The sequence below is a fragment of the Catenulispora sp. EB89 genome (genome assembly GCF_041261445.1).
Classification (GTDB): domain Bacteria; phylum Actinomycetota; class Actinomycetes; order Streptomycetales; family Catenulisporaceae; genus Catenulispora.
In genome coordinates, this window is sequence record NZ_JBGCCU010000002.1 from 442,652 (window position 1) to 465,036 (window position 22,385).

Annotated in this window: 17 protein-coding genes; 5 read left to right on the top strand and 12 right to left on the bottom strand. The window is 71.4% G+C overall.

From position 1 onward, the window contains the following. Window positions 1-97: 97 nt before the first annotated feature. A complete protein-coding gene (locus ABH920_RS05490; protein WP_370347449.1) occupies window positions 98-1,429 on the bottom strand; it encodes an SWIM zinc finger family protein in 1,332 nt (443 codons plus the stop codon). Window positions 1,430-1,535: 106 nt separating this feature from the next. Further along, a complete protein-coding gene (locus ABH920_RS05495; RefSeq protein ID WP_370347451.1) occupies window positions 1,536-1,943 on the bottom strand; it encodes a cobalamin B12-binding domain-containing protein in 408 nt (135 codons plus the stop codon). A gap of 304 nt (window positions 1,944-2,247) precedes the next feature. Between ABH920_RS05495 and ABH920_RS05500 the strand changes: the two genes are divergently transcribed. After that, window positions 2,248-3,873, top strand: a complete 1,626-nt coding sequence (locus tag ABH920_RS05500; protein ID WP_370347453.1) for a peptidoglycan DD-metalloendopeptidase family protein — start codon at window positions 2,248-2,250, stop codon at window positions 3,871-3,873. Between the two features lie 71 nt (window positions 3,874-3,944). On the opposite strand, the gene pcrA is transcribed toward ABH920_RS05500, so the two are convergent. After that, window positions 3,945-6,383: a DNA helicase PcrA gene (gene pcrA, locus ABH920_RS05505; RefSeq protein ID WP_370348001.1), complete on the bottom strand. Its 2,439-nt coding sequence runs from the start codon at window positions 6,381-6,383 to the stop codon at window positions 3,945-3,947. A gap of 303 nt (window positions 6,384-6,686) precedes the next feature. Here pcrA and ABH920_RS05510 point away from each other — a divergent pair, with 303 nt between their 5' ends. Beyond that, on the top strand, window positions 6,687-7,409 hold the full coding sequence (locus ABH920_RS05510; RefSeq protein WP_370347455.1) for a PIG-L deacetylase family protein: 723 nt from the start codon (window positions 6,687-6,689) through the stop codon (window positions 7,407-7,409). Window positions 7,410-7,491: 82 nt separating this feature from the next. Here ABH920_RS05510 and ABH920_RS05515 read toward each other — a convergent pair whose 3' ends face one another. The 4 genes from ABH920_RS05515 to ABH920_RS05530 all read right to left on the bottom strand — a co-directional run bounded on the left by ABH920_RS05515 (window position 7,492) and on the right by ABH920_RS05530 (window position 13,441). Then, a complete protein-coding gene (locus ABH920_RS05515) occupies window positions 7,492-9,963 on the bottom strand; it encodes an ACT domain-containing protein (RefSeq protein WP_370347457.1) in 2,472 nt (823 codons plus the stop codon). 11 nt (window positions 9,964-9,974) lie between these two features. Further along, a complete protein-coding gene (locus ABH920_RS05520) occupies window positions 9,975-10,313 on the bottom strand; it encodes a P-II family nitrogen regulator (RefSeq protein WP_194913131.1) in 339 nt (112 codons plus the stop codon). Continuing rightward, the gene (locus ABH920_RS05525) at window positions 10,310-11,743 is read right to left on the bottom strand and encodes an ammonium transporter (RefSeq protein ID WP_370347460.1); all 1,434 of its coding nucleotides are present in this window, start codon (window positions 11,741-11,743) and stop codon (window positions 10,310-10,312) included. Before ABH920_RS05525 ends, ABH920_RS05520 begins: the two co-directional genes overlap by 4 nt. Before the next feature lie 201 nt (window positions 11,744-11,944). Next, window positions 11,945-13,441, bottom strand: coding sequence for a hypothetical protein (locus tag ABH920_RS05530; RefSeq protein ID WP_370347462.1), 1,497 nt, complete (start codon window positions 13,439-13,441; stop codon window positions 11,945-11,947). Window positions 13,442-13,697: 256 nt separating this feature from the next. Between ABH920_RS05530 and ABH920_RS05535 the strand changes: the two genes are divergently transcribed. Together ABH920_RS05535 and ftsY are read left to right on the top strand one after the other, a co-directional pair. Beyond that, window positions 13,698-14,168, top strand: coding sequence for a hypothetical protein (locus tag ABH920_RS05535; protein WP_370347463.1), 471 nt, complete (start codon window positions 13,698-13,700; stop codon window positions 14,166-14,168). A gap of 51 nt (window positions 14,169-14,219) precedes the next feature. Further along, a complete protein-coding gene (gene ftsY, locus ABH920_RS05540; RefSeq protein ID WP_370347465.1) occupies window positions 14,220-15,404 on the top strand; it encodes a signal recognition particle-docking protein FtsY in 1,185 nt (394 codons plus the stop codon). Window positions 15,405-15,492: 88 nt separating this feature from the next. On the opposite strand, the gene ABH920_RS05545 is transcribed toward ftsY, so the two are convergent. Continuing rightward, the gene (locus ABH920_RS05545) at window positions 15,493-16,431 is read right to left on the bottom strand and encodes a WXG100 family type VII secretion target (protein WP_370348002.1); all 939 of its coding nucleotides are present in this window, start codon (window positions 16,429-16,431) and stop codon (window positions 15,493-15,495) included. Window positions 16,432-16,436: 5 nt separating this feature from the next. After that, complete coding sequence (locus tag ABH920_RS05550) at window positions 16,437-16,805, bottom strand: hypothetical protein (protein ID WP_370347467.1); 369 nt, start codon at window positions 16,803-16,805, stop codon at window positions 16,437-16,439. 81 nt (window positions 16,806-16,886) lie between these two features. Here ABH920_RS05550 and ABH920_RS05555 point away from each other — a divergent pair, with 81 nt between their 5' ends. Continuing rightward, window positions 16,887-17,291 (top strand): OsmC family protein, encoded by a 405-nt coding sequence (locus ABH920_RS05555; RefSeq protein WP_370347469.1) that lies wholly within the window; start codon window positions 16,887-16,889, stop codon window positions 17,289-17,291. 96 nt (window positions 17,292-17,387) lie between these two features. Here ABH920_RS05555 and ABH920_RS05560 read toward each other — a convergent pair whose 3' ends face one another. The 3 genes from ABH920_RS05560 to ABH920_RS05570 form a co-directional block, all read right to left on the bottom strand. Further along, window positions 17,388-17,951 (bottom strand): GNAT family N-acetyltransferase, encoded by a 564-nt coding sequence (locus tag ABH920_RS05560; RefSeq protein ID WP_370347471.1) that lies wholly within the window; start codon window positions 17,949-17,951, stop codon window positions 17,388-17,390. A gap of 16 nt (window positions 17,952-17,967) precedes the next feature. Then, window positions 17,968-21,666, bottom strand: a complete 3,699-nt coding sequence (gene smc / locus ABH920_RS05565; RefSeq protein WP_370347473.1) for a chromosome segregation protein SMC — start codon at window positions 21,664-21,666, stop codon at window positions 17,968-17,970. Between the two features lie 187 nt (window positions 21,667-21,853). Continuing rightward, a complete protein-coding gene (locus ABH920_RS05570) occupies window positions 21,854-22,063 on the bottom strand; it encodes a hypothetical protein (protein WP_194913159.1) in 210 nt (69 codons plus the stop codon). Window positions 22,064-22,385: the final 322 nt, after the last annotated feature.

Here is a 22,385-nt window from a genome sequence, read left to right on the forward strand (position 1 = left end):
CGCCACTGACAACTTAGGGGGTCGGTGGCAATACCCTGAAATTCCCTAATCACCGGGCCTCTACCGAGGCCCTTCGCAGGGCTCTTCGCTGATCCGTTCACAGCGCGACCGCCGCACCCTCGGCCCACACGGTGAGCGGTTCCAGCCCCGCGTCGGTGTACTCGCCGAACACCGTCACCGGATGGCCGCCGGAGACCGCGAGCAGCCGCCACAGGGCGCTCTCCTCACAGATCAGCGGGACGCGGCGGCCCTCGGCGTCGGCGAGTTCGCCGTCCCGGTCCGGGACCGCGTCCGCGATCACCACCGGCCAGCCCTCCTGCCACGGATCGGTGGCCAGGGCGCCGGCGAACGCGTCGGCGGCGGCCTGCAGGGTGCCTCCGGCCGGCGACGCCGGTGCGTCCCCGGGGTCGAGCTCCCCGGACTCCATCTGCGCCCGCAGCGGAAGCACTTCGGAGTGGAACACCATCTCGGCCCGGTAGACCGCGCCGACCGGCAGCGCGAGCGTCGGCGCCTGCTGCATGGCGCCGAACGCCAGCAGCATCGATATCCGGCCGCTGTCCGCGCCGCGCAGCCAGATCCGGCGCTCGGTGAGCTTGTCGGCCGCACGGTCCCGGGAGCCCAGGACGTGCCAGCGGTCGGCGACGCGCTCGCCGTCGCGGCGCACGGCGTCGGCGTCCACCGAGATCCCGATCCGCCGCCGCACGGTGTCCTGCATCGCCGGCGGCAGGTCGGGCAGCCGGGTCCAGGCCTGGCACAGCAGGTGCAGCCGGGCGAACTCGGCCAGGACGGCGTCCGGCCAGGCGTCGCCGGAGGAGGAGCGCGCGGAGGTCAGGGTCCGTACCCGGCCCGCGACACCCGGCGCCTGCGCGTCCACCAGCCGCTTGGCGACCGGGTCGACGGCGCCGTAGGACAGCGTCCCGGAGTCGCTGATGCCGGCCGCGATCTGGTCGGTGAGCCAGCGGTCGAGGTCGGCCAGGCCGTTGCCGATCCGCTCGGCCCGCTGCGCGGCGCGCTTGGCCGCCCCCTCGGGATCGGCGGCGGCCTTCTCGGCCTTGGCGGCACTGCGGGCCGCGGACTTCTCGGCACGGTCCCGCCGGGAGTCGGCCCACGCCTCGACCCGCTCCGGCGGCGCCTCGGCGGCGGCGATCGTGTCGGCCGCCCACAACAGCAGCAGGCCCAGGGCGTGCTTGCACGGGAACTTCCGACTGGGGCACGTGCACTGGTAGGCGGTGTCCGAGTCGGCCACGGAGACCGTGACCTGGTACGGCTTGCTCCCGCTGCCCTTGCAGTCCCCCCACAACAGCCGCTCGGCTTCCAGGTACCCGGTGCCCGACCACGGGCCCGGAACCCCGAGCTTCGCACCCGCCTTCTGCGAGGCGGCGTCCGGGGCCAGAGAGTTGACCTGGGCGGCGGTCCAACGTTCTGCCATGCCCCGCACACTATTTCAGGGCACCGACAGGCGGGTGGGGCTTTGTGACGGCGGCGCGGTTCGGTGGGGCGGAACAGCCCGCGCTGCGCGTCAGACAGCGCCCGCCTCAGGCCGCGTGCGCGAGGTTCGCGTCCACCCAGTCGATGATGTCCTGCGTCGGCGTCCCCGGCGTGAAGATGGCCACGACCCCCATCTCCTTCAGCGGCTCGAAGTCGGCCTCGGGGATGATGCCGCCGACGAACACCTTGATGTCGGAGGCGTCCTTCTCCTTCAGGATCTCGATCACCTTCGCGCACTGCGTCATGTGCGCTCCGGACAGGATCGACAGGCCGATGGCGTCGGCGTCCTCCTGGATCGCGGTGGCGACGATCTGGTCGGGCATCTGGTGCAGCCCGGTGTAGATGACCTCGACGCCGGCGTCGCGCAGGGCGCGCGCCACCACCTTCGCCCCGCGGTCGTGCCCGTCGAGGCCGGGCTTCGCGATGACGACGCGGACCGGGGCTGACTGGCTCATGGCGGCTGCCTCCATTGGGTGTCCACGGGAAGATCTTCTTTGATCGCCCATAACCGGTTCACACAGTAGCCGACCTGGGATGGCGGCCTGGACCGTCCCGCGTTGTGACGGTCCGCACAATCTCCGTGAGGATCATCGGACTTCCTGCGAGAACGCCAGTGAACCATGTGCAAAGGGCGCGCAAAGTCCACCGAACCGTTGTCCGTCCAGCCCTCGAGGCGCTAAAGTCGCGACTCGATAACGGCGCTGTCCCCGCTCCGTTTGATGATCGGCTGTCCCACGTTCCCAGGAGGTATTGGCCGTCATGGGAAAACATGGTTCGTCCCATTGGGATACCGACTGGGAGTCGGCCATAACGCCTAACGGCGAGGACAGCCTCTACGGTTCGACGGACGGCTACCAGGCCGTCAACGACTGGTCCGGGGTTTACGAGGTCCCGTCGCAGACCGGCTTCTATGAACAGGCCACGGTCTACGACTACGAGGACGCCACGACACGGCAGCCGGTCATGGACCAGAGTTATTACGAATCGGTGTACGCGGCGTACTCGGCGCCGCAGCAGGCCCACCAGGCCGAACCCGCCCACCACACGCCGCACATGCCCGCCCAGCCCCTGGTCCCCGCGCAGCCGACGGCGCCGGAATCGAGTCCCACGTGGGACGGCCCGGGGTGGCAGGATCCGTACGCGCAATACGCGCAGCCGCACTACGAGCAGCAGCTCCACGAGCAGCACCACGCGTCGCAGCAGCAGTACGAGCAGCAGCACTACGGTCAGCAGGCGTACGAAGTCCCGCAGGCCCCCCAAGCCCCGCAGTACGGCGGGCCGGGCGCGCACGGCGCGCAGCCGCAGTACGAGGACCACAACTTCCACCACCCGGACTTCGACACCGGCACGTTCGAGGCCATCTACGAAGCCCCGGGGTCCACAGAGGCCGCCTACGACCTCCTGCCGGACGGTGAAGGCGCTTACGACGCCTACGAGGGCGAATACGACGACGCGGACTACGCCGCGGACTACGCCGTCGCGAACGAATACGAGGACGACGCCGAGGACTACGCCGGCTACGGCTACGACGACCCCGACGGCTACGTCGACCCGAGCACCTACGACGACCCCGACGGCGGCGAGGAAGCCCCCCTGCGGAGCCGCAGCCGCTCCGGCGGCACTCCCCCGGCCCGCCCCTTCGGCAGCCGCCCCTCGCGGCCCTCTGTGGCCCTCCCCGGCCGCCGCACCCTGCACGCGTTCACCTCGACCCCGGCCGCCGTCGTCGGCGTGGCCGCCGTCGCGGTCGCCGCGGTCGGCGGGCTCCGCCTCCCCTCGACGCACACCGAGCCCGCCGCCGACGCGGCGAGCCCGGCCACGCCGACCAACGGCCTGGAGCAGAACCTGCTCCAGATGCGCGCCGCCAGCGCCAACCTCGCCGACCGCGCGACGCGCAGCGAGCAGCGCAGCGAACTGGTGCAGCAGCAGGCGCTGGAGAAGCAGCGGCTCGCCGAGATGGCGCAGAAGTTCTTCCTGCCGGTCCAGGACTACGTGCTGACCGCCGGCTTCGGTCAGGCCGGCGACCGCTGGGTCAACCTGCACACCGGCCAGGACTTCGCGATACCGACCGGCACCAAGGTGGTCGCGGTCACCGACGGCACGGTCACCGAGTCCGGCTGGGCTGGCGCGTACGGCTACCGGGTGGTGATACAGCACCCAGACGGCAGCCAGACCTGGTACTGCCACCTGAGTGTGATAAAGGTCCGCAGCGGCAAGGTCTCAGCCGGCCAGATCATCGCCCTGTCCGGCGACACCGGGAACACCACCGGGCCGCACCTGCACTTCGAGTACCACCCGCCGGGCCCCGCCGACCCCGCCAACGGGGTGCCGGGCGCGTCCACGGCGGTGGACCCGATGCCGTTCCTGCGGGCGCACGGGTTGATTTAGCGGAACACGACGACGCGTCGAAGGGCCCGGGTTTCCCCGGGCCCTTTCGTCACGCCTCGATGCGGCCCCGCTCAGAGCTTCTGCACCGGAGCCATCGTCAGCAACAGCGTCCGCACCCCCGACGACCCGAAGTCGATCGTCGCCTCGTCCCGCTCGCGGCCGCTGACCGCGACCACCGTGCCCATGCCGAACGAGTCGTGGATGACGCGGTCGCCCGGGTCCAGCGAGATCACCTTCACCGGCCCCTTGCGCTGCTGGAAACCACGCGTCGTGCCGCGGCGGTCACCGAACGGCGAGCGCTCGGCGGTCTTGGGCTCCGGCGCCGTGCGCTCCCACTCGACCAGGTTCTCCGGGATCTCGCCGAGGAACTTCGACGGCGGGTTGTACTGCGGGGCGCCCCAGGCCGAGCGGTAGACGGAGCGGGAGACGTACAGCTGCTCACGGGCGCGGGTGATGCCCACGTACGCCAGGCGGCGCTCCTCCTCCATCTCCTTCTTGTCACCCATGGAGCGCATGTGCGGGAAGACGCCGTCCTCCATGCCGGTGAGGAACACCACCGGGAACTCCAGGCCCTTGGCGCTGTGCAGGGTCATCAGCGTGACCATGCCCTCGTGGTCCTCGCCGTCCGGGATCTGGTCGGAGTCGGCGACCAGGGCCACGCGCTCCAGGAACTCCGGGAGCCGGCCCTCAGGCTGGGCCTGCTCGAATTCCAGGGCCACGGCCAGGAGTTCGCGGAGGTTCTCGATGCGGGTCTCGTCCTGCGGGTCGTCGGAGTCCTGGAGCTCCTGCAGCAGACCGGTGCGTTCCAGTATGGCTTCCAGGACGTGTGCGGGCCCGTACTCGGCGGCCAGCTCGCGCAGCTCGTCCATCATCTGCGTGAAGCCCTGGACGGCCTTCACCGAGCGCGCGGCCAGCGCCGGCGCCTCGTCGGCGCGGCGCAGGGCGTCGGCGAAGGAGATGCGGTCGCGCGCGGCCAGCCGCTCCAGCGACTCCTCGGCCTTCTCGCCGATGCCGCGCTTCGGCGTGTTCAGGATGCGCCGGACCGAGACGATGTCGTCCTCGTTCGCCAGCGCGCGCAGGTAGGCCAGCGCGTCGCGGACTTCCTTGCGCTCGTAGAAGCGGACGCCCCCGACCACGCGGTAGGGCAGGCCGACGCGGACGAAGATTTCCTCGAAGACCCGGGACTGCGCGTTGGTGCGGTAGAACACCGCGACGCCGCCGTACGTGGTCTCCTTGGCGTCGGAGAGACGGTCGATCTCCTCGGCCACGAACTGCGCCTCGGAGTGCTCGTCGTCGGCGACGTAGCCGGTGATCAGCTTGCCGTCGCCGGAGTCCGTCCACAGGTTCTTCGCGCGGCGGCCCTTGTTGTTCTCGATGACGGCGTTCGCCGCGGACAGGATCGTCTGCGTGGAGCGGTAGTTCTGCTCCAACTTGATGACCTTGGCGTCCGGGTAGTCGCGCTCGAACTCGATGATGTTGCGGATCGTCGCGCCGCGGAAGGCGTAGATCGACTGGTCCGCGTCGCCGACCACGCACAGCTCGGCCGGGGGCAGCTCCTCGGCCGCCGCGCCCGCGTCCTCGGCCGGGCCGCCGCCGACCAGGTCGCCGTCCGCGGTGCGCTTCTTGTGCTGCCCGACCAGCTCCTTCACCAGCTGGTACTGCGCGGTGTTGGTGTCCTGGTACTCGTCCACCAGGATGTTGCGGAAGCGGCGGCGGTAGTGCTCGGCGACCATCGGGAACGCCTGGAGCAGGTGCACCGTGGTCATGATGATGTCGTCGAAGTCCATCGCCTTGGCGGCGGTGAGCCGGTCGGAGTACATCCGGTAGACCTGCGCGAGCTGGCGCTCGGCCTCGGTCTGCGCACGGCTGGAGAAGGTGTCGTGGTCGACCAGCTCGTTCTTGAGCTTGGAGATCTGGCCGAGCATCGAGCGCGGCGTGGTCTTCTTCGGGTCGATCTCCAGATCGCGCAGGACCATGGTCATCAGGCGCTGGGAGTCGGCGGTGTCGTAGATCGAGAAGTTGCTCGGCAGGCCGGCGGTCTTGGCCTGGGCGCGCAGGATCCGGACGCAGGCCGAGTGGAAGGTCGAGACCCACATCAGCCGGGCCCGCGGGCCGACCAGTTCCTCCACCCGCTGGCGCATCTCGGCGGCGGCCTTGTTGGTGAAGGTGATCGCCAGGATCGAGCCGGGGTGCGCGTGCCGCTCGCCGACCAGGTAGGCGATGCGGTGCGCGAGCACGCGGGTCTTGCCCGAGCCGGCGCCGGCGATGATCAGCAGCGGTCCGCCGGCGTGTAGGACGGCCTCGCGCTGCGGCTCGTTCAGGCCGTCGAGGAGCTTGCGCGCGGCGGCCGACTCCTCCGGCGGGACCCACGCGTCCTCGGGCTCCTCCCAGCCGTCCCAGCCCGCGCGCTCGGCGTCGGCCTCGTCGGCCCACGCCGGTGGTTCGGGCAGCGTGCGGTCGGTGTGCCGCTCCTCGCCCGACCCTCGCTGCTCCCGGATCTCGTCGAGCATCGGAAACAACGGCAGGGCACCTGGGGCGAAGAGGGAAGAACTCACTCCAGAATTTTCGCAGACCGCACCGACAACGCGGGACCGGTCGCCGAGATGGGGCGGTCACCTGGGATGATGCGCGTGCCGTCGGCCGCGGGCGGCCGGTGCGGCCGGTGCCGACCCCGCGAGCGGCGCCCGAGCGATGGCCGAGCGACAGCACGAGCGATGCTTCGGAACCCGGAACACCTGCGGCACCCTCGGCGTTGCGCCTGGTGGTGAGCACCCCGCTCCCGCCCGCAGCCACGCCCGGTACCAGGAGCCCTCATGCCCGACGCCAGCGCCGACCCGTCCCGCGTCCTCGTCGTGACCGCGCATCCCGACGACGTCGACTTCGGCGCCGCCGGCACCGTCGCGACCTGGACCGACGCCGGGATCGAGGTCACCTACGCGATCGTGACCAGCGGCGAGGCCGGGGAGGCGTTCCCGGACACGCCGCGCTCGGAGGTGGCGGCGCTGCGCGAGGCGGAGCAGCTCGCGGCGGCCAAGTGCGTCGGCGTGACCGACGTCCGCTTCCTGCACTGGCCCGACGGCCGCCTGACGCCCTCGCTGGAGCTGCGCCGCGACATCTCCCGGGTGATCCGGCAGGTCCGCCCCGACCGGATCCTCATCCCGTCGGCCGAGCTGGACCTGGAGCGCATCTACGCCTCGCACCCCGACCACCGCGCCGTCGGCGAGGCGGCCATCGCGGCGGTCTACCCCGACGCGCGCAACCCGTGGGCGCACACCGAACTGCTGGAGGTCGAGGGCCTGGAGCCCTGGACCGTCCCGGAGACCTGGGTGATGTCGACGAAGAACGCGGCGCGGGCGGTGGACATCACCGACGTCTTCGAGCGCAAGGTGGCGGCGCTGCAGGCGCACGCCTCGCAGACCGGCGGGCGCCAGGACCTGGAGGGCATGCTGCGCTCCTGGGGCGAGGGCATCGCGCTGCGGCTCGGGGTGGGCGAGAACCGGATCGCCGAGGCGTTCCAGGTGGTCGACACCCGCTGAGCCCGCGGTCGTTCACAGAGTTCTGAATCGCCGTTCTGAATCGCCGCGCCGCTGATTCACAGCAAGCCGTCGGTGCAAGCCTTCACAGCACGTCGGCCACGGCTGCCGCCACCCGCTCCGCCGCGTCGTCGGACAGCTGCGCACCGGTCGCGGTGACGACGTAGAACACGTCGACCGCCTCGGCGCCCAGCGTCGAGACGCGCGCCGAGCGCACCGAAACACCGGTCCCGGCCAGCGCCGAAGCGACGCGGTACAGCAGCCCCGGCGCGTCGCGCGCCTTGACCTCCAGCACGGTCGCCGAGGCCGAGGCGCCGGGCAGCACGGCCACGCTCGGCGCGGCGACCAGGCGGTTGCGGCGCTCCCCGGCGTCCCGGCTGGCCAGCCGCGCGGCGACGTCCAGGGTGCCGGCGAGCGCCGCCCGGACGTCCTCGCGCAGCCGGTCCTGCAGCGCGGTGCTCCAGTCGGCGGCGACCACCCAGCGCTGGACGTTGACGCCGTCGACGGTCTCGGTGGTGGCGGCGCGGATGGTCAGGCGGTGCAGCGCCAGCACGCCGGCGACCGCGGCGAGCAGGCCGATGCGGTCGGGCGCGGCGACGGAGACGGTCTGCTCGTCCTCGAGGGCGACGACGAGGCCGTCGGCCGCGGCGCGGCTCCGGACGGCCAGCTCCGCCGAGCGCGCCGGATCGGAGGGCTCGGCGACCGGCGGGTCGAAGCCGAGCAGCGCGGCCTCGGCACGGACCGTGAGGCTGCGGTAGAGGCCGGCACGCCAGGGGTTCCAGGCCGCCGGGCCGGTCGCCTTGCTGTCGGCCTCGGAGAGCGCGCGCAGCAGGCGCAGCGCTTCCAGCCGCGGACAGGGCAGCTCGGCCAGCGCGGACAGCAGCGTGTCCAGGGTGGCCGGGTCGTCGGGATCGCGCGCGGTGGCCAGGTCGGGCAGCAGCAGGTGGTGCCGGACCAGACCGCTCAGGGTGCTGACATCGGTGGCGTTGAACCCGAGCGCCGGCGCCAGCTCCCGGGTCAGCTCGGCGCCGACCTCGGAGTGGTCGCCGGGCAGTCCCTTGCCGATGTCGTGCAGCAGCGCGGCGACCAGGAGCAGGTCGGGCCGGTCGACGCGGCGCGCGAGGTCGGAGGCCGCGACCACGGTCTGGAGAGTGTGCCGGTCGACGGTGTGGATGTGCAGGCTGTTGCGCTGTGGCAGGGACCTGATACGGCGCCATTCCGGCAGCAGCGCGTGCAGGATGCCGGAGCGGTCCAGGGCCTCCCAGACCGGGATCAGGCCGGACCCGGAGCCCAGCAGCGTCACGAACGCCTCGCGGGCCGGCCGGGGCCAGGGACGCGGCAGCGGCGCGGACTCCTCGGCGAGGCGGCGCAAGGTGTTCGGCGCGAAGGAGAGTCCTGATTCGGCCGTCGCGGCGGCGGCGCGGAGCACCAGGGCCGGGTCCCGCGCGGGGGCGGCGGCGCGGGCGAGGTAGGCCTCGCCGTCCTGCTCGACGACACCGTCGGCGACCGGGCGCCGGACCGGGCGGCTGGCCGGGTTGCGGGCCGCGAGGGCCGCGTCGACCTGGCGCCAGGCGGCCTCGGCGGCGTAGGAGATGGTGCCGGCGGCTTCGGCGACGCGGCGCATCAGGAGGTCGGCGTCGGTGGTGTAGAGCTCTGCGAAACCCGCCCGCGGGCTGTTCGTCTTCGCCGCACGCGAATCGGCGGCCTGATCCTCGAACGAGGCGATCACCGTCGCGTCCCCCGCGGAACCGAGGTCCGCGGCGAACAACTCGTTGTCCTCCAGCGGCTGGGTCAGGGCCCTGTCATCGTCGTCGCCCAGCACCCCGGCCGCCCGCAGCACGGCCGCGACCCCGTCCTGCTCCTGCAGCAGCAGCCGGTCCAGCGCGCGCCCCGACACCCCGTGCAGCGCGTCCCGCACGTCCAGCAGGAACTCCCGGGCCCGCTCCGGCGCCCCGTGCGGCACGTCCACCAGCCATGTCGCCGAGATGAAGCGCAGCATCGTGGAGTCGCGCAGGCCGCCGCGTGCCTCCTTCAGATCGCCCTCCAGCCGGTACGCCAGCTCGCCGTGCCGGGCCAGCCGCGCCGCGTACTCCTCGCGCAGGTCCCCCAGGCGGCGCGGGGCGTCGCGGCGCCAGTCGGCGAACACTCCCGCGCGGACCGCCGCGACCAGGTCCGCGTCCCCGGCGACCAGCCGGGCGTCGAGCAGTCCGGCGGCCACCGCGAGGTCGGTGCGGGCCAGGTCCAGCGCCTCCTCGACGGTGCGGACCGAGTGGTCCAGCTTCGCGCCGGAATCCCAGACCGGGTACCAGATCTTGTCGGCGACGCGCGCGACGTCCTGCGGGGTCAGCGACGCCACGTGCAGGAGCACCACGTCCAGGTCCGAGCCCGGGGAGAGCTCCTGGCGGCCGTAGCCGCCGACGGCGACCAGGGCGACGCCCGGCTCGCCGGGCAGCAGCGAGGCCAGGAACGCGTCCGCCGCGTCCGAGCGCGCACGCCGGACGGCCGGCCCGATCTGTTGATCGGGCCGGCCATCGACTCCCTCACCGTGCTGGTCCACGTGGTTCTCCACTACAGCGCCGGGCCTCCGCGCTCACCGGTCCGGACCCGGACCACCTCGTCGACCGGGGTGACCCAGACCTTGCCGTCGCCGATCTTTCCGGTGACCGCGGCCTTGACGATGACGTCCACCAGGTCGGCGGCGTCCTCGTCCTCGCACAGCACCTCCACCCGCAGCTTCGGCACCAGGTCGACGGTGTACTCCGCACCGCGGTAGACCTCGGTGTGGCCGCGCTGCCGGCCGTAGCCGCTGGCCTCGGAGACGGTGATCCCGTGGACGCCGAACCGCTGCAGCGCGTCCTTGACCTCCTCCAGCTTGAACGGCTTGAGGATCGCCGTGATCAGCTTCATGCCTTCACACCCTCCGTGACGTCGATGTCGGCCTTGCCTGCCTTGTCGGCCTTCCCGGCCTTCTCGGGCTTGGCGGTCGCGGACTCGGCCGCGGCTGCGTCACCCGCCGCGCCCAGTGCGGTGCGCAGCGAGCCGGCCAGCCGGCCCCAGTCGTACGCGGTCTCCGAGTGCTCGGTGCTGTCGATGCCCTCGACCTCGGCGTCCGCGCTGATCCGCATCCCGATGGTCTTGTTCAGGATCCAGCCCAGGATGAAGGAGACCACGAAGGAGTACCCCAGCACGATCCCGGCACCCTCGCACTGCGCGAGCAGCTGGTCGATGCCGCCGCCGTAGAACAGGCCGGCCTTGGCACCGTTGGTGTAGCCGGAGACCATCTCCTTGGTGGCGAAGAAGCCGATCAGCACGGTGCCCAGGATGCCGCCGACCAGGTGGACGCCGACCACGTCCAACGAGTCGTCGTAGCCCAGCTTGTTCTTCAGGTTGATCGCGTAGCAGCAGACGAAGCCGGGGATCAGACCGACGAACATGGCGCCCAGCGGCGAGACCGAGGCACAGGCCGGGGTGATCGCGACCAGGCCGGCGACCGCGCCGGAGGCCGCGCCCAGCGAGGTGAACGTGCCGTGTTGGATCTTCTCGGCGATCAGCCAGCCGATCATCGCGGTACAGGTGGCGACCTGGGTGTTGATGAAGACCATCGACGCCTGGCCGTTGGCGCCCAGCGCGGAGCCGGCGTTGAAGCCGAACCAGCCGAACCACAGCAGTCCGACGCCGAGCATCACGAACGGGACGTTGTGCGGCCGCATCGGGTCCCGCCCGAAACCGACGCGCTTGCCGAGCACCAGCGCCATCGCCAGACCCGCGGCGCCGGCGTTGATGTGGACCGCGGTACCGCCGGCGAAGTCCATGACGTGCAGCTTGTAGTTGATGAAGCCGTTCGGCGAGAACACCCAGTGCGCGACCGGGAAGTAGACCAGGGTCACCCAGCCCGCCACGTAGACGGTCCAGCCGACGAACTTGGTGCGGTCGGCCAGCGAGCCGGAGATCAGCGCCGGCGTGATGATCGCGAACATCAGCTGGAAGCAGACGACCGCGATGGTCGGCACTCCGGTGGCCCCGTAGAGCGACCCGCCGTTGCTGGAGCCGAAGCCCTGGCCGATGTCGTGCAGGGCCCACTGGTGCAGACCGCCCCAGAAGCCGTTTCCGCTGCCGTCCCCCGAACCGACGTTGCCGAAGGACACGGACCAGCCGTACAGAACCCACAGCACGGTCACCACGGCGATCGCGATGAAGTTCATCATGAGCATGTTCAGGACGCTCTTCGCGCGGACCATGCCGCCATAGAAGAACGCCAGCCCCGGTGTCATGAGCAGCACGAGTGCTGAACTCGCGAGCACCCAAGCGGTGTCACCATTGCTGAACGCGGATGGCATCGCTTCTCCCTCACCTGATTCGACGGACGATGGGAAGGAGCTTGGCGACGCACCGTTACCGGTGGCGCCGCCGAGTGTTTCGGAGTCGTGACAGATACGGCGCCCGTGTTACATCCGGGTGAACTTGTCCCGTCAGGTGGGATGAGTCTGTTACAAACCGGACATGTATCAGCTTCCTGTTACTAGCACGATATCGGCTGATCACGCCGCTGCCGGGAGGACCGCCAAGGTGCGCTCGTGGGCCTCGCGGACCGATCGGACGTCGGGGTAGCGCGCGAACAGGTTGCCCGCGGTGGTGCGCAGGCGGTCCTCGACGCGCTTGGAACGCAGCCGCTGGACCAGCTCGGCGCCGGTCTGCAGGTAGGCCACCGCGGCCTCCGGCTCGCGCTGCTGGAGCCGGACGGTCGCCATGCCGACCACGTTGAGCGCGCGGCTGCGCAGGTAGGACTCGTCGACGGAGAGCAGTTCGACGGCGCGGTCGATGTTCTTCGCCGCCTGCTCGGTGAGCTGCGGGTAGCGGTAGGCCAGGTCGCGGAAGGAGTGGCCGTTCTCGCCGTGGAGCTCGGCCTCGGTGAAGAACGCTATCCAGGAGGGTTCTCCGGTGCGGGTTCGGTCAGCGCCGTTGCTGCCGTTGCTGCCGTGGCTGCCGACGCTTCCGTTGCCGTTGCTTACGTTGCCGTTGGCGCCGTCAGCGGGGTAGTCGCCGGGGAACAGGTCCTCGGCGGCGGCGACCGCGCGGCGGCAGTTGTCGCTGTCGCCGAGGTTGGCGTAGGCGCGCGCCTCCATCGCGGCCAGCAGCGACTGCACGCGCGGGGTGGTGGTGCCGTGGCTGCCGTACTGCGCCAGGTGCACCAGCTCCAGGGCGTCCTGGGCGCGGTTTATGTGGATCATCTGGCGGGCCATGGTGGCCAGGACGTGCGCGCCGAGCGGGGTGTCGCCGGCCTCGCGGGCGGCGTGCAGGGCGAGCACGAAGTAGCGCTGGGCCGAGGGCTGCATGCCGATGTCGTAGGCCATCCAACCGGCGAGGAGCGCCAGTTCCGAGGCGGTCCGGAACAGGCGCTCCGACAGTGCCGGGGCGTAGTTGTCCCGTAACAGCTCGGTGACTTCGTGCAACTGCCCGACCACGGCCATCCGGCGCAGCCCGCCGCCGCACTGCGCGTCCCAGCTCCGGAACAGGCGCGTGGTCTCCTCCAGGCGGTCCATCTCCTCGGCGGTGACCCGGCCGGGCAGCCGGCCGTTCGGCGAGTGCTGCTCGGGGACCGGGCTGAGCCAGCGCTTCATCGGCTCGATCAGCGACGGGCCCGCGGACAGCGACAGCGAGGTGCCGAGGAAGCCGCGGCGGTTGAGCATCAGGTCGCTGCGGGCGAAGTCGCCCAGCAGCTCGATCGACCGCCGGCCCGCCCACGGCAGGTCCACCCCGGAGGTGGCGGGCGGCGCCGCGGGCTCGCGCAACCCGAGCTCGGCGTGTGTGATGACGGTGCCGAAGCGCTCGGAGAACAGCTCGACGAGGATGCGCGGGGCGGGGTCGCGGGGGTGTTCGCCGTCCAGCCAACGGCGCACCCGCGAGGTGTCGGTGGAGACGTGAGCCGCCCCCAACTGTCTCGCCCGTTTGTTGACCAGTCTCGCCAGTTCCCCCTTCGACCACCCGGAACGCTGGAACCAAGAATTGAGGAGTTCGTTGGGCGGCTTGCCGGTCATTCTTTGTTGCCCCCTGGAGATTCACGCCGGTCCGGCCGGAATGCGAAACCCTGTGTTGCAGAACGTAACCGCACCGCGACGATGCCCGCAGCCGAACGTTTTCGAACACCGGGATTCGCCAGAGTTCGCCACCTTGTCGAACCAGAAGTTGTCGGACAACACAGGTCTAACGACCATCCCGGGCGGGCAGCGTGACCCCGAGGCGTCCGTCGGCGTTGGAGGAAGCATGCGAGTGCGCCTGGGGGGCAGGAGGCCGGTGCCGACACCGTGCGCCGGATCACGGCTGCCCGCAGCCTACGACCTGCTCGACGTCCCGGGCGGCGCGGGCCACCGGGTGCTGCTGCAGTTGGAGCGGCTGGGGACGCCGCTGGGGCCGGTGCTGACGGTGCAAGGAGCGGGCCGAGGACTTCTGCACGGCCGGGAGGCCGGCGACGGCACCGGAAGCCGGCTCCAGTTTTTCGTGGAGGCCGGAACGACGGCATCGTTCCTCGCGGACCTGAAGGACCTCGGCTGGGACCCGGCGGACACGGACATCCGCACCATCGGCGTGGTCCTCGCCTCCGAGACGCCGCTGCCCGCGGCCGGGAGCCCGCGCTGGGTGCGCCCGCCGGAGACGGAGCGGACGGCGGTGCTGCCGCCGGCGCGGCTGCTGTTGGGGGCGCTGGCGTACGCGTGCCGGCGGGCCGAGATGCGCCGGTTCCTGCCCGTGGGGAGCCGCGCGGACTAGCGCAGTTCGACGCCGACCGAACCGCCACCACCCCGTGCGAGGATGTCTCCCATGGAGTTCCTCGTCATCGGCATCATCATCGCGGCCATAGCCATTGTCGGCGCGGCCGCCCTGTTCTACCGTGCGCGGGGGCGGCGGCCGGTGGCGGCGCCGCCTGCGGCTCCGTCTGTGACGGGTGCGGCGCCTGAGGCGGGGAGCGGGGGTTCGGCTACTGCCGTCGCCGAGCGGGCGCCGCCTGTCGTCGAGGCCGCGCCGGTGCCCGCCGAGGCCGAGGTGGCGCCCGAGCTCGAGGTGCCCGAGCCCACCGCCGGGCGCATGGTGCGGCTGCGGTCGCGGCTCTCGCGGTCGCAGGGGACGTTGGGGCAGGGCCTGCTCAAGCTGCTGAGCCGGGACAAGCTCGACGAGGCGACGTGGGAGGAGATCGAGGACACCCTGATCGCCGCCGATCTCGGGGTCGGGCCGGCGACCGAGCTCGTGGAGCGGTTGCGGACCAGTACCCGGGTGCAGGGGGCGCGGACCGTCGACGAGGCCCGGGCGCTGCTGCGCGGGGAGCTGATCGCGCTGATCGACCCGACGCTGGACCGGTCGCTGAAGGTGGCCAGGCACGCCGCGGCCGACGGGGCGCCGGAGCGGCCCGCCGTGGCGATGGTCGTCGGGGTGAACGGGACCGGCAAGACCACCACCACCGGGAAGCTCGCGCGCGTGCTCGTCGCCGACGGCTACACCGTCGTGCTCGGTGCCGCGGACACCTTCCGGGCGGCCGCCGCCGACCAGCTCCAGACGTGGGGGCAGCGCGTCGGCGCCTACACCGTGCGCGGAGCCGAGGGCGCGGATCCGGCTTCGGTGGCGTTCGAGGCCGTCAAGGAGGGCACCGCGATGGGCGTCGACACCGTGCTCATCGACACCGCCGGCCGCCTGCACACCAAGACCGGGCTGATGGACGAGCTGGGCAAGGTCAAGCGGGTCGCCGAGAAGCAGGGCACGGTCGACGAGGTCCTGCTCGTCCTGGACGCCACCACCGGCCAGAACGGCCTGGTCCAGGCCCGGGTGTTCGCCGAGGTGGTGGACGTCACCGGCATCGTGCTCACCAAGCTCGACGGCACCGCCAAGGGCGGCATCGTGGTCGCCGTGCAGAAGGAGCTCGGCGTCCCGGTCAAGCTCGTGGGCCTCGGCGAGGGGCCGGACGACCTGGCGCCCTTCGACCCCGAGGCGTTCGTGGACGCGCTGCTGCAATAGAAGGCGGCAGTAAAAAGGCAGTAGTAGATAGGCAAAGCGTGGAAAGGGCGGCCGGAGATCCGGCCGCCCTTTCCACGCGATCAAGGCGCTACTCGGTGTCGACCAAGCGCTCGATCCGCTGCACCACATCCGTCTGGAAGCAGCTGTGCATGTGCGTCATCCCCTTGAACCCGCTGACGCTGTCCAGCACGTGCCGCGTGTTCGCGTAGATCCCCTGCAGCCGCCCCGCCGCCATCGCGATCTGCTTCAGCACCCACGTGATCTCCACCTGGGCCTGCGCCGCGACCGCCGGCGTCATCGTCCCCACGGACATCACCTCCTCGACCAGGAAGCCGCCGAGGGAGCCGATCAGCAGGTTGATCAGCCCGACGATGGTCCCCTCGGTGAGCGCCGCCTCGCCGCGCAGGCCGCGCAGCGTCTCGGCGCTCGTGGCGAGGTTGCCCGCCAGGGTGTCGAGCTCGGCCAGGAAGTCGGCCAGCAGCGGGTAGAAGCGCTCGGCGGTCTCGTCGTCCCAGGTACTGTGCAGGGCCGCGGCCGCGAAGCACAGATCGGCGATCGTCTGCTGCACGTGCGCGTGCGCCTCGTCCCAGGCCTTGGCCGCGCGCTCCAGTTCGTCGGGGTCGCCGGTCAGCTTGTCCAGGAACTCGAACGGGCTGGGCAGCCCGGTGTGGTGCGAGACCCACGCCAGCAGCCGCTTCTCCAGGCCGGTGATGCCGACGAGGTGGATGTGCGGGTGCGGCACGTCCAGGTGCGGGAAGTGGTGCTTGGCCAGCACCTCCAACCGTTCCTGGTCCCGCTCCTGCGCGTGCTCGGGGCGCGGCTCGGGCTTCTGCCCCTCCGGCAGCGCCTCGGCCCGGGCGATGAACTCCTCGATGCTGTGGACCTCGGCGGCGGTCTCCTCGATCTGTTCGGTCAGCTCCGCGCCGGGCTCGTCCTGCATCTTGCGGCGCTGGTTGCGCACCACCAGGACGCCCAGGCCCCACATGCCGAAGATCAGGACCGCGAAGCTCAGACCCGTGATGAGCATGATGTTCACGCGTCCGCGCCCCCCGCCTGCTGCTGCGGGATCGTGCGGCGCCAGGGGAAGCCGTCGGGGGTCCACTCCGTGGCCTGCGACAGTGCCGGGTCCGGCCCCGCCGGATTCGCCGCGATCGGGTGCCCGGCCCGCAGCCCGGCGATGAAGTGGTCGATGACATCGCAAGCCTCGACGATGTCCTTCTCGGTCTCCGGCAGCCGCTGGTGATAGGCGTCGCGGACCTCGGTGGCCTCGAACATCTTCCCGAACGCGAAGTCGTGAACCCGGGCGCCCTCCAGCTTGCCGGGCACTTCCCGCAGCGACGCCTCCGCAGTGCGGAGCGCGGCCACGAACGCGCCCATCGGGTCGGTCTCCTCCGTCGTCACCGTACCCCTCCCATCAGTAGGTTCGGCGCGGAGCCTACTCCGAGTTGCAGGGTTCGCAGCACCCCGCGAACACTGGTTCCCATGTATGAGATCAAGGTCGAACGCACCGATGACGGCCGCTACATCGCCACCAACGAACGCGGCGCCCGCATCGAGTTGAGCGGAGACGGCCAGGGCCCGAACTTCTCCCCCGTCGAGCTGCTCCTGGTCGCGGTGGCCGGCTGCAACATCGTCACCACCGAGCCGCTGACCGCGCAGCGCGGGCACCGGATGACCAGGCTGATCGCGGCGGCGACCTCGGAGAAGATCGAGCGGAACAAGCTCGGGCCGGTGACCTTGAGCTACAGCGTGGAGCTGCCCGAGGGCGACGCGGACGCCGAGAAGGTGTTCCGGGACGTCGCCGAGCGCGTGGAGGAGCGGCACTGCACGGTCAGCCGCTCCCTGCGGGAGGGCACGCCGGTGAAGCTGGAGCTCGGGGAAGACTGAGAGAGCGGAGAAAGTTCGCACCGGCGCCGAACCGCGCCCGAAGGCGGTTCGGCCCGGGAGAGCCGGGAGAACCGGCACAGCCTGGGATACGGGATATCAGGGCTTGAGCGAGTCGGTGTGCAGGATCCGGTAGAACTGCTTGCTGTCGGCCCACCGGCCGTTGACGTACAGGTGCGACCGCGACAGCCCGATCTCCTCGAACCCGCACTTGGCCAGCACCCGCTGCGAGGCGACGTTCTCCACGTTCGTCCCGGCCTCGATCCGGTGCAGGTTCCAGCGCTGGTGCGCGTACTCGCACACGCCGTTCACGGCGGCGGTCGCCAGTCCCCGGCCGACCAGCTCGACGTCCACCCAGTAGCCCATCCGGGCGTTGAGAAAGATCCCCAGCTCGATGCTCGACAGCGTGAGGCTGCCGTACACCTCGCCGTCGCCGCGGTCGAAGGTCCAGCGCTCGATGCGGCCCTCGGCCCGGTCCGCTTCGAGCTTCTTCAGCCGCGAGTACTGCCCCGTCTCGGTGTAGAAGTCATCCGGGCGGATCGGGTCCCACTTCGCCAGGTGCGCGCGGTTCCGGTCGAAGGCACGGGCCAGGGCGGCGGCGTCCGTCAGGCGCATCGGCCGCAGCAGGACGTCTTCGGTCAGGCGTATTTCCCCAGTGGTCATCGCAGCAGGGTAAGGCTCAGACCGTCTCGTCTTCCATTGCGTTCTCCGCTGCGGCCTGCGCGGACTCGTCGGCCGAAGCCTGCGCGGACTCCCTCGCCGCCGCCTCCGCGGAGACCTCGGCCGCGGCCTGTGCCGGCACGACCTTCGGTGCGTCGCTTATGGCGCCGGTCTCCTTGTTGCGCAGCTTCTGGCTGATGACCGTGGTGACGCCGTCCCCGCGCATGGTGACGCCGTACAGCGCGTCGGCGACCTCCATGGTGCGCTTCTGGTGCGTGATCACGATCAGCTGCGAGGTGGCCCGCAGCTCCTCCATGATGTTGATCAGGCGGCCCAGGTTGGTGTCGTCCAGCGCCGCCTCGACCTCGTCCATGATGTAGAACGGCGAGGGCCGGGCCTTGAAGATGGACACCAGGAACGCCACCGCGGTCAGCGACCGCTCGCCGCCGGACAGCAGCGACAGCCGCTTCACCTTCTTGCCCGGCGGGCGCGCCTCGACCTCGATGCCGGTGGTCAGCATGTCCTCGGGGTCGGTGAGGATCAGCCGGCCGTCGCCGCCGGGGAACAGGCGGGAGAACACGCCCTCGAACTCGCGGGCGACGTCGTGGTAGGCCTCGGTGAAGACCTGCTCGACCCGGTCGTCGACCTCCTTGATGATGTCCAGCAGGTCCTTGCGGGTCTTCTTCAGGTCCTCCAGCTGCTCGGACAGGAACTGGTGCCGCTCCTCCAGCGCCGCGAACTCCTCCAGCGCCAGCGGGTTCACCTTGCCCAGCGCCGAGTAGTCCTTCTCCGCCTTCTTCAGCCGGCGCTGCTGCTCGGCGCGGTCGTAGGGCACCGGGATGTCGCCCTCGACGGTCGGCGGGATCGGCACCTCGGGCCCGTACTCGGCGACCAGCACGTCGGCCTCGACGCCGTGCTCGGCGAGCGCCTTCTCCTCCATCTGCTCGATGCGCATCCGGCGCTCGGCGCGGGCGACCTCGTCGCGGTGCACCGAGTCGGTGAGCTTCTCCAGCTCGCCGGACAGCTCCCGGACCCGGGTCCGCACGACCTGGATCCCGGCGTCGTGCTCGACCCGGGCCCGCTCCGCGTCCTCGCGCCGGGCCTGGGCCAGCGCCAGCGACTGCTCCAGGTGCCGGATGACCTGCTCGAAGCCGTGGGCCACGGCCCGCGCGACCTCGGCCTCCTCGGCCAGCCGCTCGGCGCGCTCTATGGCCCGTTCGCGGGCCTCGCGCTCCTGCTGCGCGGCGCGGTCCAGCTGGTCGGCGCGGCCGGCCAGGGCGCGGGCCCGCTCCTCGGCGGTGCGCACCGCCAGGCGCGCCTCCATCTCCGCGGTGCGCGCGGCGGTGGCCTGCTGGGCGAAGTCGTCGCGGCGGCCGGTGGACAGGACGTCGTCGAGCTCTTCGGCGGCGGCCGCGACCTCCTGGGCTTCGAGCAGCTGGCCCTCCAGTTCCTCGACCTGCCCCAGGTCCCGGTCGCGCGCCTCCTCGGCCTTCTCGATCGCGGCGACGAAGCGCTCGACCTCGCTGAGCGCGGCACGGGCCTGGCCGCCGAGCCGGCCGAGCTGCTGCGCGACGCCGGCCTTCTGGCTGTCGGCCTCGCGGCGCTGCGCCATCAGGGTGTCGACGCGGGCCTTGGCGGTCTGCCGCTCGGCGGTCGCGAACTCCAGCTCGGTCCGCAGGCGCTCGGCGCGGGCGCCGGCCTCGTACAGCTTCTCGGTGGCCTCGTCGACCGCGGCCTGGACCTCCAGCAGGGTCGGCGCCGAGGACGAGCCGCCGCGCGCCGAGTCCCGGCCCAGTACGTCGCCGTCCCGGGTCACGGCCCGCACGTCCGGGATCCGCCCGATCAGCTCGGAGGCCTCGGACAGGTCCTCGACCACGGCCATCCGGTTCAGCAGCCGGGTGAACGCCGGGCGCAGCTCCTCCTGGACCTGGATCAGGTCGATGACATAGCGGGCGTTGGCCGGCAGTTCGGGCCATTCCCCGTCGTCCGGGTAGGAGACGTCGCCGCCGACGATGACCGTGGCCTGGCCGGCGTCGTCGGCCTTCAGCAGCCGGATGGCGTTGACCGCGCTGTCCACGCTGGTCACGGCGACCGCGTCGGCGGCGGTGCCGAGCGCGGCGGCCACCGCGGCCTCGGCGCCGGACTCCACCGTCAGTATCGCCGCGACGCTGCCGAGCAGGCCGGAGAGCCGGTCGGTGGCGGCCAGCAGGGCGCCGGCGCCGTCCTTGCGGTTCAGGCCGAGTTCGAGGGCTTCCTTGCGGGCCGCGAATCCGGCCTGCTCCTTCTGGGCCTCGCGCTCGGCGGCCCGCAGCTCGGTCAGCTTCTCCTCGGACTCGGACAGCGCCTGCGAGGCCTCCTCGACCTCGTCGTCCAGCCCGCCGCCGTCCGTCTCCAGGCCCTCGACCTCGGCCTTGAGCTCGTCGTACTCGCGCTGCACGCCGGCCGCCCGGCCCCGGGCCTCCTCGGCGGCGGCGCCGAGGCGGCCGATCTCGGCGTCGGCGGCCGTGGCCTTGGAGCGCATCGCGCCGACCCGGCCCTCCAGCTTCGCCAGGCTCTCGCGCTGGTCGGCGGCGGCGCGCACGGAGGCGGCCAGCCGACGCTCTTCCTGCTGCAACGCGGTCTCGGCGTCGGTGCGCTGCATGACCGCGCCGGCCAGCGTCTCCTGCGCCTCGGCGATCTCCTCGGCGAGCTCGGCCTCCTCCTCGCGGATGCGCGCGGCCTCGGCCTGCATCTCCTCGGGATCGCGGCCGTGCCGCTCCTCGGGGGCGGTGCGCGAGGCGTTGCGGACCCGCTCGACGGCGAGCTGCGCCGAGCCGCGGTAGCGCTCCTTCAGAGAGCTGAGGCGATACCAGGTCTCCTGGGTCTGGGCCAGGTACGGGACCAGAGCGGCGCCGCGCTGTTCGAGCTCGGACTCCTGGGCCTGCGCCTCGGAGTACTCGCGCTCCAGCTGCTTGCGCCGGACCTTCATCGCCTCTTCGTCGGCGGACTCCTGCTCGAAGGCGTGGCGCATGGTGACCAGGTCGTCGGCGAGCAGTCGGAGCCGGGCGTCGCGCAGGTCGGCCTGGATGACCACGGCGCGCCGGGCCACCTCGGCCTGCCGGCCCAGCGGCTTGAGCTGGCGCCGCAGTTCGCCGGTGAGGTCGGTGAGCCGGGTCAGGTTGGCCTGCATCGCGTCCAGCTTCCGCAGCGCCTTCTCTTTGCGCTTGCGGTGCTTCAGGACGCCGGCGGCCTCCTCGATGAAGGTGCGGCGGTCCTCGGCGCTGGCCTGCAGCACCGCGTCCAGGCGGCCCTGGCCGAGGATGACGTGCATCTCGCGGCCGATGCCGGAGTCGGAGAGCAGCTCCTGGATGTCCAGCAGCCGGCAGGGGTCGCCGTTGATGGCGTACTCCGAGCCGCCGTTGCGGAACATGATCCGCGAGATGGTGACCTCGGAGTAGTCGATGGGGAGCGCACCGTCGCCGTTGTCGATGGTCAGCGCCACCTCGGCGCGGCCCAGCGGCGCGCGGCCGGTGGTGCCGGCGAAGATGACGTCCTCCATCTTGCCGCCGCGCAGCGACTTGGCACCCTGCTCGCCCATCACCCAGGCCAGGGCGTCCACGACGTTCGACTTGCCCGAGCCGTTGGGGCCGACCACGCAGGTGATGCCCGGTTCCAGGCGCAGGGTGGTGGCCGAGGCGAAGGACTTGAAGCCGCGCAGGGTCAGGGTCTTCAGGTACACGTGCGGCGACACTCTCCTGCGCTGCCCGGCCGGCGGGCCTGGTTAGGGGTCCGGTTAAAGCTTCGCCTGCTGTTCACGAGCCCGGCGATGCTTCTGGCGAGCGTACCCCCTCCAGTGCAAGGGACGCCGGAGGTCGCTCCAACGTCCCTTTAGTGGAGATGCCGCTGATGGGACCAGCTTTCGCCGGCTAGCGGGTCAGAGCGGGTTCCCGCTCCAGCTCGCTGAACTCGGAGTCCAGCCCGGTCGAGCTGTACTTCGAGGCGGCCAGCGCCGCGTTCTCGTCCTCGAGGCGGGACACATACGCCTCCAGGTCGACGACGCGCTGCTTGAGCCGCCTCATCTCGGAAACCATGCGGTGGTCCACCGCAGCGACATGCCCGAGAAGCGCCTTAGCCATAGTGAGGGTCCTTCACGATGAGTGCCTGGCGTCTTCGCCAGAACCTCTGTAGGTGTCAACCTGCCAGACAAGGTGGTGCCGTGGTCGCGCACCGGCTGCGGGTGGCAGCGTCGGAAGCGTTATGAATCGGCGATGACCCCGGTGTTTAGCCGGTTTCACCACAGGGCATACCGCGCCGACAAAAAGGAGTGCGCGACTACCAGGGTCGCACCGAAAGGGGTCTTGGGTCAACACGAAGGCAGGCACCGCAAAGCGGACCGCGCGGGCCGTGAGGCCACTCGATCACTTCGGGCACCCGGCCGTCAAGCTTTATCCGTGCGGG

What these genes read in the sequence shown, in the direction of transcription:
- ABH920_RS05490 (WP_370347449.1), bottom strand. Translation starts at nt 1,429, where the DNA reads ATGGCAGAACGTTGGACCGCCGCCCAGGTCAACTCTCTGGCCCCGGAC.
- ABH920_RS05495 (WP_370347451.1), bottom strand. Translation starts at nt 1,943, where the DNA reads ATGAGCCAGTCAGCCCCGGTCCGCGTCGTCATCGCGAAGCCCGGCCTC.
- ABH920_RS05500 (WP_370347453.1), top strand. Translation starts at nt 2,248, where the DNA reads ATGGGAAAACATGGTTCGTCCCATTGGGATACCGACTGGGAGTCGGCC.
- pcrA (WP_370348001.1), bottom strand. Translation starts at nt 6,383, where the DNA reads ATGCTCGACGAGATCCGGGAGCAGCGAGGGTCGGGCGAGGAGCGGCAC.
- ABH920_RS05510 (WP_370347455.1), top strand. Translation starts at nt 6,687, where the DNA reads ATGCCCGACGCCAGCGCCGACCCGTCCCGCGTCCTCGTCGTGACCGCG.
- ABH920_RS05520 (WP_194913131.1), bottom strand. Translation starts at nt 10,313, where the DNA reads ATGAAGCTGATCACGGCGATCCTCAAGCCGTTCAAGCTGGAGGAGGTC.
- ABH920_RS05525 (WP_370347460.1), bottom strand. Translation starts at nt 11,743, where the DNA reads ATGCCATCCGCGTTCAGCAATGGTGACACCGCTTGGGTGCTCGCGAGT.
- ABH920_RS05530 (WP_370347462.1), bottom strand. Translation starts at nt 13,441, where the DNA reads ATGACCGGCAAGCCGCCCAACGAACTCCTCAATTCTTGGTTCCAGCGT.
- ftsY (WP_370347465.1), top strand. Translation starts at nt 14,220, where the DNA reads ATGGAGTTCCTCGTCATCGGCATCATCATCGCGGCCATAGCCATTGTC.
- ABH920_RS05545 (WP_370348002.1), bottom strand. Translation starts at nt 16,431, where the DNA reads ATGCTCATCACGGGTCTGAGCTTCGCGGTCCTGATCTTCGGCATGTGG.
- ABH920_RS05555 (WP_370347469.1), top strand. Translation starts at nt 16,887, where the DNA reads ATGTATGAGATCAAGGTCGAACGCACCGATGACGGCCGCTACATCGCC.
- ABH920_RS05560 (WP_370347471.1), bottom strand. Translation starts at nt 17,951, where the DNA reads ATGACCACTGGGGAAATACGCCTGACCGAAGACGTCCTGCTGCGGCCG.
- ABH920_RS05570 (WP_194913159.1), bottom strand. Translation starts at nt 22,063, where the DNA reads ATGGCTAAGGCGCTTCTCGGGCATGTCGCTGCGGTGGACCACCGCATG.